9 protein-coding genes, 1 tRNA gene and 1 riboswitch are annotated in these 7699 nt (G+C 66.1%); all 10 genes read left to right on the top strand.

The features are described 5' to 3' along the window. Nucleotides 1-16: 16 nt before the first annotated feature. Nucleotides 17-106 (top strand) — tRNA-Ser (locus FJ251_11755). 357 nt (nt 107-463) lie between these two features. Further along, a riboswitch (SAM riboswitch) is annotated at nt 464-542 on the top strand. Nucleotides 543-553: 11 nt separating this feature from the next. Next, nucleotides 554-1003 carry a hypothetical protein gene (locus FJ251_11750; GenBank protein MBM4118386.1) on the top strand — a complete coding sequence of 150 codons (450 nt, stop codon included), beginning with the start codon at nt 554-556 and terminating at the stop codon, nt 1001-1003. Next, nucleotides 1000-2142: a methionine adenosyltransferase gene (locus FJ251_11745; protein ID MBM4118385.1), complete on the top strand. Its 1143-nt coding sequence runs from the start codon at nt 1000-1002 to the stop codon at nt 2140-2142. Before FJ251_11750 ends, FJ251_11745 begins: the two co-directional genes overlap by 4 nt. A gap of 37 nt (nt 2143-2179) precedes the next feature. After that, the gene (locus tag FJ251_11740) at nt 2180-2719 is read left to right on the top strand and encodes a bifunctional (p)ppGpp synthetase/guanosine-3',5'-bis(diphosphate) 3'-pyrophosphohydrolase (protein MBM4118384.1); all 540 of its coding nucleotides are present in this window, start codon (nt 2180-2182) and stop codon (nt 2717-2719) included. An 88-nt stretch (nt 2720-2807) separates the two neighbouring features. Next, nucleotides 2808-3290 (top strand): hypothetical protein, encoded by a 483-nt coding sequence (locus FJ251_11735; protein MBM4118383.1) that lies wholly within the window; start codon nt 2808-2810, stop codon nt 3288-3290. A gap of 110 nt (nt 3291-3400) precedes the next feature. Then, nucleotides 3401-3949 (top strand): hypothetical protein, encoded by a 549-nt coding sequence (locus tag FJ251_11730; protein ID MBM4118382.1) that lies wholly within the window; start codon nt 3401-3403, stop codon nt 3947-3949. 91 nt (nt 3950-4040) lie between these two features. Continuing rightward, nucleotides 4041-5441 carry a hypothetical protein gene (locus tag FJ251_11725; protein ID MBM4118381.1) on the top strand — a complete coding sequence of 467 codons (1401 nt, stop codon included), beginning with the start codon at nt 4041-4043 and terminating at the stop codon, nt 5439-5441. Continuing rightward, nucleotides 5438-5902, top strand: a complete 465-nt coding sequence (locus FJ251_11720; protein MBM4118380.1) for a hypothetical protein — start codon at nt 5438-5440, stop codon at nt 5900-5902. The genes FJ251_11725 and FJ251_11720 overlap by 4 nt, the downstream gene beginning before the upstream one ends. Continuing rightward, nucleotides 5899-7296 (top strand): hypothetical protein, encoded by a 1398-nt coding sequence (locus FJ251_11715; GenBank protein MBM4118379.1) that lies wholly within the window; start codon nt 5899-5901, stop codon nt 7294-7296. The genes FJ251_11720 and FJ251_11715 overlap by 4 nt, the downstream gene beginning before the upstream one ends. Next, the coding region (locus tag FJ251_11710; protein MBM4118378.1) for a hypothetical protein at nt 7293-7699 on the top strand (407 nt) is incomplete at its 3' end. The genes FJ251_11715 and FJ251_11710, both read left to right, overlap by 4 nt.

The raw sequence follows: 7699 nt of genomic DNA, 5'->3' as shown, positions 1-7699 counted from the left end.
AAAATTCAAGACCTTAGGAAGGTTGGCAGAGCGGTTTAATGCACCGGTCTTGAAAACCGGCGTGCTCGAAAGGGCACCGTGAGTTCGAATCTCACACCTTCCGCCAGTAACAACATCAAAGCCAATGATTATGAAGGCTTTTTTGTTTTTCAGGCATCTCGTACTATCAAAATCAATATCAATTGACCGCACGGTTGGAGTGCTGTACGCCGTCTCGCCAGCGCCGACTTTACATTCCAATTCGCTGATACTTATTTCGCCCCTTCTCGCCAAGCAACAGTTCGACTCAGCGGTAACAGAATCGGTCTGGCACTTCCCAATCGAATGAGATGATCCTATTTGACATTTTCGTATCATCGGAGTCTAATGACATTGCGCCGATTTGATTTCAGCTTGCGGGCGCTTAACAAATACAGCTAAAGCGAGGCGAAACCCGCTTTGGCGCAAGCTGAGCGGGTTTTTCAGTTAACCACGTCCCGATTTAGCCCGACTTGCGGGGGACGCTAAACGAATACCGCTAAACAGGGCGTGTCCATACACGAAAGGAACGGACATGAATGCAAGCACCAAACCTTCCCGCGTCATCTTCGCGATCGTCTCGACCCCGCCGCACGGCATCGACCCGCCAGAGAAGCCGCCGCGATCCGCGCGCTTTGTCGCCAGCCTGGACATGTTCTCGCAGTTCCCCTGCAATGAGCGGAGCGACCGCTATCTTCTGTCAAAGAACCGCAAGCGCAGCCACTGGATTCTGTGGATGGGATACTTCAACGACGATGAGGGCCGAATGCAGTACCAGCCCTACGCCTTGCTGCCCTGCAAGGGAATGGATGCGACCGCCGCGTCGCGCGAGATGCTGGAGGTGGCCTGGCTCGAGGAAAAACGGCTTGGCTGGCTGGATACCCCCTTCGAGGCCGTCATCGCCGATGGTCTGCTGAAGGTCGACGAACTGCGCGAGATTGCCGCAAGGGTATGGCCGAAGGAAGGGGGCGCGTCATGTTCATGAGCCATGGTTTGTTCACCTCGGAGTCCGTCTCCGAGGGCCACCCCGACAAGCTGGCGGACCGCATCTCGGACGCCATCGTCGACGCCTTCCTCGAACTGGACCCGTGCGCCCGCGTCGCCTGCGAGACCATGCTCGCCGACCAGCATGTCGTGCTGGCCGGCGAGTTCAAGACGGCAGACCGTGCGGTGTTCGAGCACGTCCGCTCTCGCACCGAAACCATCGCCCGCGACGTCATCCGCAGGACCGGGTACCGGGATGCCGCGACGGGCATCGATCCTGTGCGCTGCACGGTCGATGTGCGCTTCAACGGCCAGTCTGAAGGCATCTCCATTGGCGTAGACCGCGCCGACGGCGTGCTGGGCGCGGGCGACCAGGGCCTGATGTTCGGCTACGCCTGCGACGAGACGCCCGAACTGATGCCGGCGCCCATCGTGTTCGCGCACCGCCTGGTGCGCCGCCAGGCGGAACTGCGCATGAGCGGCGTGCTGCCCTGGCTGCAGCCGGACGCCAAGTCGCAGGTGAGCTTCCGCTACGAGGACGGTGTCCCCGCTGCAATAGAGGCGGTGGTCCTTTCCACCCAGCACGCGGAAGGCATCGGGCTCGATGAACTGCGCGAGGCGGTGAGGCGGGAGATCATCGACCCGGTTATCCCCTCGGCCCTGCGCGGCGCGGACTACCGCGACTACATCAACCCCACCGGGTGCTTCATCACCGGCGGGCCGAAGGGCGATACGGGGCTCACCGGGCGCAAGATCATCGTCGACACCTACGGCGGGGCTGCTCCCCATGGCGGCGGCGCCTTCTCCGGCAAGGATCCTTCCAAGGTGGATCGCTCGGCGGCCTACATGGCGCGCCTTCTCGCCAAGACGGCGGTAGCCCGGGGCTGGGCGAAGCGCTGCCTGGTGCAGCTTTCCTACGCCATCGGCGTGGCCGAGCCGGTGAGCTTCCTGGTCGAGACCTTCGGAACAGGTGGTGCGCCGGGCGCGGAGATCGCGGAACGGCTCGGACAGGAATTCGACCTCACCCCGGGCGGGATCATCGAGCGGCTGAAGCTGGCGCGGCCGATTTACTTCGACACGGCGGCCTACGGCCACTTCGGGCGAGGCGGGCCGTCTTTCAGCTGGGAGGATGCGAGATGATGGAAACAGTCCGAATGGAAACTGATAGGAGAATCAGATGAAGGAAGACATCGTGAGGATGGCGAAGGCCATCGATTTCGCGGCGCGGGCGCACGCGCCACAGCGACGCAAGGGCGAGGCCGAAGAGCCCTACGTGAACCATCTCGCCGAAGTGGCGCTGCTGGTGGCCGAAGCCACGCAGGGGGCGGACGCCAGCCTGGTGATCGCGGCCTATCTGCACGACACCATCGAGGACCGGGAGGTGATGCATGAAACGCTCGTCGCCGAATTCGGCCAGGATGTCGCCGACCTCGTCCGCGAGGTGACCGACGACAAATCCCTGAAAAAGGAAGAGAGGAAGCGGCTGCAGATCGAGCACGCCCGCAGCGCCTCGCCGCGCGCGAAGCACCTCAAGCTCGCCGACAAGATCTCGAACCTGAACTCGATCCTCTCCAGCCCGCCCGCCGAATGGAGCGCGGAGAGGAAGCGCGAGTATTTCGACTGGGCGGCACAAGTGGTCGCCGGATGCCGAGGCGTCAATTCGTGGCTGGAGGCACGCTTCGACGCGGCCTGCGCCCGACGCGCCGAGCTGGGATGAGCGCGGCAGGCTCGTCCCCTGAGCCCGGAGGGGCGGACAATGGCAATGAAGTCCCCGTTTTCCCAACCATGAATGCGAGGCACCAAGCATGAACATCGACAAGTTTGAAACCCAGGTGGCCGTATTGCACGAGGCGGCCGGCGAGATGGGGGGCAACATCGCCTTCATCGAGAAAGAGCTTCCCGGCATCGACTTGCCGAACGAGGAGCGGGAGCACATCGCCGAGGCGTGCAGCTATTTCAAGAATGAGCTCTATGACGTGCGGACGGAAATCCGCAACCTCGAGGACAAGCTCGGCATGCACCCGGGGGAGGAACCGTATGATCCGGACATCGTGAACCCCGACCCGCGGGTCACGATGGAATTCATCGAAGACGCGCTGAGAAGCGGGATCGCCTGCATGCGCGGACTCGTTTCACGACTGGAACGCGCGCCGCATGGAACGCGGGGCATGTCTCTCGCGCTTGTCCTGGTCATGGAATCGGCAACGAACATTTTCGAGGCCTATTTCAAGGCGAACACGGCGTTAAACAAGATCAGGGCGCATCTGGTTGGCAATGGCGCCGGGTAGGCGGGGAGCCCGGGACACGGTTTGCGCGATGCGTCGGGTGGGACGACCGGGCGAGGATCCTCCTGCAGGCAGCACAAAGCAGAACAGGTTGCGTGCGAAAGGAAACGCGAATGGATGCAGCGACGGAAATTCGGGACCCCGGCTTGACGGTGCCGCGGTTCGCCCCGCGGCAGATCGAGGCGGAAATCGCCCGCCGGCTGCCGGAGGAAGCCCGGTCAACAGGCCAGCCGACGATCGTCATCATCATGGGGCCGATCTGCGCCGGCAAGACCACGCTGCGCCGCCAGAAGTTCGCCAGCGGTTACGTGCTGGTGGACGCGGCGCAACTCTTCATCGACCTCGGTGGGATCGACCTCGACTTTCCCTCGACACTGCTCGAACCGATGGAAGCCGTCGGCGCGGAAGTGGCGCGGCGGGCGGTGGCGGGACGGATGAACATCGTGACGGAAATTGTCGGTGCGAAGTTCGAACCGGTGAAGGAACTGGCCGATGCCATGCAGGCAGCCGGATACAAGGCGGACTTCGAGTTCGCCTATGCCGATCTGCCCGAGTGCCTGGAGCGAGAGCGCGGGCGGACGATGGACAATGTGTCCTCATACTACGCTGAGAAATTCCAGATGAGATGGCTGGTCGAGGCGGCGCGAATGCGACCGCAGTGAGTTTTGGTCTGGCCCGCCTCAAGGGCCGGGGGGATTTGATTCCAGCTTGCGGCCCCCGCCATCCGGCAAAGCCGCTAAAGAGGAGATTGAAGTGCACATGAAGGACTGCACGCGCCTGGATGAGCTGGGCGTGTTCGGGTTCGGCCGCGCCGAGCCCGTCATCTACGCGGCGCTGGTGACGGAGGATCCGCTGCTCCTGATCGGCGCCTCGGGCACCGGCAAGACCTACCTGCTGAACTCGCTGTCCGAAACCCTCGGGCTCGAGCATCGCCACTACAACGCCAGCCTGATCTCGTTCGACGACCTCGTCGGATTCCCCTATCCGGACCAGGAGAACGGCGGCGTCAGGTTCCTTGAAACGCCGGCCACGGTGTGGGGCGCCGAGTCGGTGCTGATCGACGAGATCAGCCGCTGCAAGCCGGAGCACCAGAACAGGCTCTTCTCGCTGGTGCACGAGCGCCGCGTGCAGGGCATCGCGCTGCCGCGCCTGCGCTATCGATGGGCGGCCATGAACCCCTGCAGCGGCGACCAGTCGGGCGTGGAGGACTATGCCGGCTCGGAGCCGCTCGACCCGGCGCTCGCCGACCGCTTCGCGCTGTTCGTGCAGGCGCAGGACTGGAGCGCGCTGGGCGAGGCCGAGCGGCTGAAGATCGCCGACCCGGGCGGTGAGGGCAGGATCGCTGCCGACGGAGGCACGTTGCGGGATCATGTCGAGGCCTGGCGGACGGCGTTTCAGCAGAAATCCGCCAGCTGCCCCGAATCCATCATCGGCTACGCCACGACGGCGGTGACCGCGCTTAACGGCGCGGGCATCCGCATTTCACCGCGGCGCGCGCGATTGCTGACGCGCAGCCTGCTCGCCGCCACCATCGTCGCCGGGCGGGCCGAAGAGTCGCTGTTCCGCGCCGTGCTCGAGGCGAGCCTGCCGCACCAGACCTGGGGCGCGGCACCGAACGCGGAAGCCGTCGCTGCGGCGCATCGCCTCGCCTGGGACGCCATCGCGCCCGGACGGCAGCGCTGGCTGAACCTCTTTGTAGCCGAGCGCGCGCTGCCGCGAAAACTAGCCATCCTGCTCGATGCGGGCGACTCGCCGGATGCCGGCTCGCAGGCGGTCTCCGAGCTGCTCGCGGCGGAGACCCGTGAGCGCGCTGCTGCCTTCGCCTTCGCCGCCTACCCCGCGGCGGTCCTGGGCCGGTTGCCGATCGGGGCAGAGAGCGTCAACGATCTCGGCAAGATCGCCATCCCGGTGCTCTCCGTCGATGGCGAGATGAGCTGGCAGGAGCCGCACTCGCAGAACGGCACGCGCCATCCGGACGCCGACCGCTTCGCCCGTGTGCTGGCAGGGCTGGATGAGGGCAGCGGGCGCAAGGCGCGCGCGCGGCAGTTCTTCGACTGGTGCCTGGTCGAGCGGCTGAGTACGCCGGATCCCGTCGCGCTGGAGGACGAGATAGAGGGCTGTGTCGCCCTGCTGAAGGAAAGGGGGCTGGCATGAACGGGCTTGCCTTTCCCGGTACGGCGAAACGACGCCCGCTCTCCGCCAACATGGGCGGGCCGATGAGCCGCACGCGCAAGGAGCGCGTGTCCTCGACGCTGCTCGGCCGCGACGGCGGTCCCATACGCTGTCCGCGCGTGATACGGCTCGGCCTCGACTTCGGCGGAAAAGCCCCGGTCGAAACGCTGGGGCGCATCCTCGCCGAGGAGGGCTACGGCTCGCGTGAAGACCTGCGCGAGGATTTCCCCATGCCGGAACGCCGCCTCGTCTGTCGTCCGCTGCCGGAAGGGGCGGAACGCCTGCCGGTGGCCATCGGCGCGCGCGCGGAAGTGCTGCGCCAGGCGCTGATGCTGGGGCTGTGCACGGCGCAGTACTTCGACCCGCTGCGGCCGGTGCTTTGGACAGAGGCCAGCCTGGCGCGCGGGCTGGAGCTCTTCGATCCGGCGGGGTTCTACGCATGAACGAACAGCGCTTTCGCGCGATCCTGCGCGAGCTCATCGACGAGAACCCCTTCGCCATCCGCGCCGTATTGAAGATACTTGAGCTGTGCTTCACGGACGCGGTGCCGACGCTCGCCGTGACCTGCGAGGCGCGGCCGCGCCTGCTGGTGAACCCGGGCTTCGTCGCCCGGCATTGCGCCAGCGACAAGGAGGTCAAGGCGGTCATCTGCCACGAGTTCCTCCACGTCCTGCTGCGCCACACGGAAACACTGATCCAGCCGACGCCGGCGCGGCACCTCGCGGCGGACGCCGTCATCAACGCCATCCTCCACCGCCAGCACGGGCCGGCCTGGTCGGCGTTCATGGCGCGCTACTACGCGAAGTGCCCCGATCTGAGGAAGCTGCTGCGGCCGATGAACGCGAATGAAGCAAGCTGGTTCGAGCAGGCGGCGCTGCAGCGCAGGCCTCTGCCGCAATGGGTGCAGGCATGGGAAGCGCTCTACGCCGGCAGACTGGTGGCCGACGACATCGAGGAGCTGGCCGAGCAGGTCGGACGCCAGTTGGCAAGGCCATCCCCGGGTAAAAGTCAGCCGCCGCAGGACGGCGATCCCTTCGTGCTGGAAGCCTCCGGCATCGGCGGACTCGACGACCTGATCGGCGACCACGGTGCGTTCGGGGAAGGGATCGAGGGGCCGCTCGCAGAGGCGCTGCGCCGCGCCCTGCGGCAGATGAATGGCTCGGGCATCTGGCGCGCACCGGGAACACGCGGCGTCGGCAGCCTGCCCTTCGAGGCGCTTTTCGCGGCGCAGGACACGGCGCTGGCGGAATGGCGGCGGATCACGCTCGCCATCCTGAAAAAACATCTCGTGTCGGACCGGCGCGCGCGCCGGCGCGAAATCCCGGCCGAGTATCGACTGCCGGCGCTCTCGCCGCGGGACAGGCGCGCCTTCCTGGGCGCGATGTGGATGCCCTTCCTGCCCGAGGCGCGCTGGGAGGGAGCGCGGCAGGAGCGCTCAGGCACGGCGCAGGTGTACCTCGATGTCTCCGGCTCGATGTGGTCGGGCATGCCGCACCTCGTTGCCCTGCTCGGACCCCTCTCGGGCCGCATCCGCCGTCCGTTCTGGGCCTTCAGCGACGAAGTGGCGCCGGCGGTGATCGAGCGCGGCGCGCTCAAGGCGCAGACCAGCGGCGGCACCAGCATGGGCTGCGTGCTGGCGCACCTGGCGCGTACGAAGCCCGAGGCCGCCGTGATCGTCACCGACGGCTACATCGAGCAGCTCGACCCGGCTCTCGTCGCGCAGGCGCGCGCGACGCGCCTGCACGTGCTCGTCACCCGCGAGGGCAGCCCGGCCGAGCTTGCGCGCAACGGCATTTCCTACACCCAGCTGCCGGCGCTGGGCGGGAGGCACGCATGATTCGCGTCAGCGAAATGGTGCTGCCCGGCCACCCGGACAAGTTCTGCGACCAGGTGGCCGACGCCATCGTCGCCGAGTGCGTCAGGATCGACCCGGACGCCTACGCCCAGGTCGAGATCGCCGCATGGAGCTGCTCGATGTGGATGACCGGCGGCATCTGCACCCCCCGTCCCCTGGAGAGGAGCCTGCGCGACATCGTCGTCGAGACGGGCGAGGCGATCGGGTACGTCGCCGGCAACCACATCGAGGCCGCCCGCTACACGGTGCACAGCGCCGTCTGCCAGTTGGTGGACGACCCGGCGCGCTTCACGGCGAAGGTGAACGACCAGAGCGTGGTGATCGGCTGGGCCGGCTACGACGCGAAGACCCGGTATCTTCCGCCCGAGCACCATCTCTGCCAAAA

It is taken from the genome of bacterium, from assembly GCA_016873475.1.
Taxonomy (GTDB): domain Bacteria; phylum Krumholzibacteriota; class Krumholzibacteriia; order JACNKJ01; family JACNKJ01; genus VGXI01.
This window is presented reverse-complemented; position numbering and strand designations above follow the sequence as displayed.

What these genes read in the sequence shown, in the direction of transcription:
- FJ251_11750 (MBM4118386.1), top strand. Translation starts at nt 554, where the DNA reads ATGAATGCAAGCACCAAACCTTCCCGCGTCATCTTCGCGATCGTCTCG.
- FJ251_11730 (MBM4118382.1), top strand. Translation starts at nt 3,401, where the DNA reads ATGGATGCAGCGACGGAAATTCGGGACCCCGGCTTGACGGTGCCGCGG.
- FJ251_11745 (MBM4118385.1), top strand. Translation starts at nt 1,000, where the DNA reads ATGAGCCATGGTTTGTTCACCTCGGAGTCCGTCTCCGAGGGCCACCCC.
- FJ251_11715 (MBM4118379.1), top strand. Translation starts at nt 5,899, where the DNA reads ATGAACGAACAGCGCTTTCGCGCGATCCTGCGCGAGCTCATCGACGAG.
- FJ251_11740 (MBM4118384.1), top strand. Translation starts at nt 2,180, where the DNA reads ATGAAGGAAGACATCGTGAGGATGGCGAAGGCCATCGATTTCGCGGCG.
- FJ251_11720 (MBM4118380.1), top strand. Translation starts at nt 5,438, where the DNA reads ATGAACGGGCTTGCCTTTCCCGGTACGGCGAAACGACGCCCGCTCTCC.
- FJ251_11735 (MBM4118383.1), top strand. Translation starts at nt 2,808, where the DNA reads ATGAACATCGACAAGTTTGAAACCCAGGTGGCCGTATTGCACGAGGCG.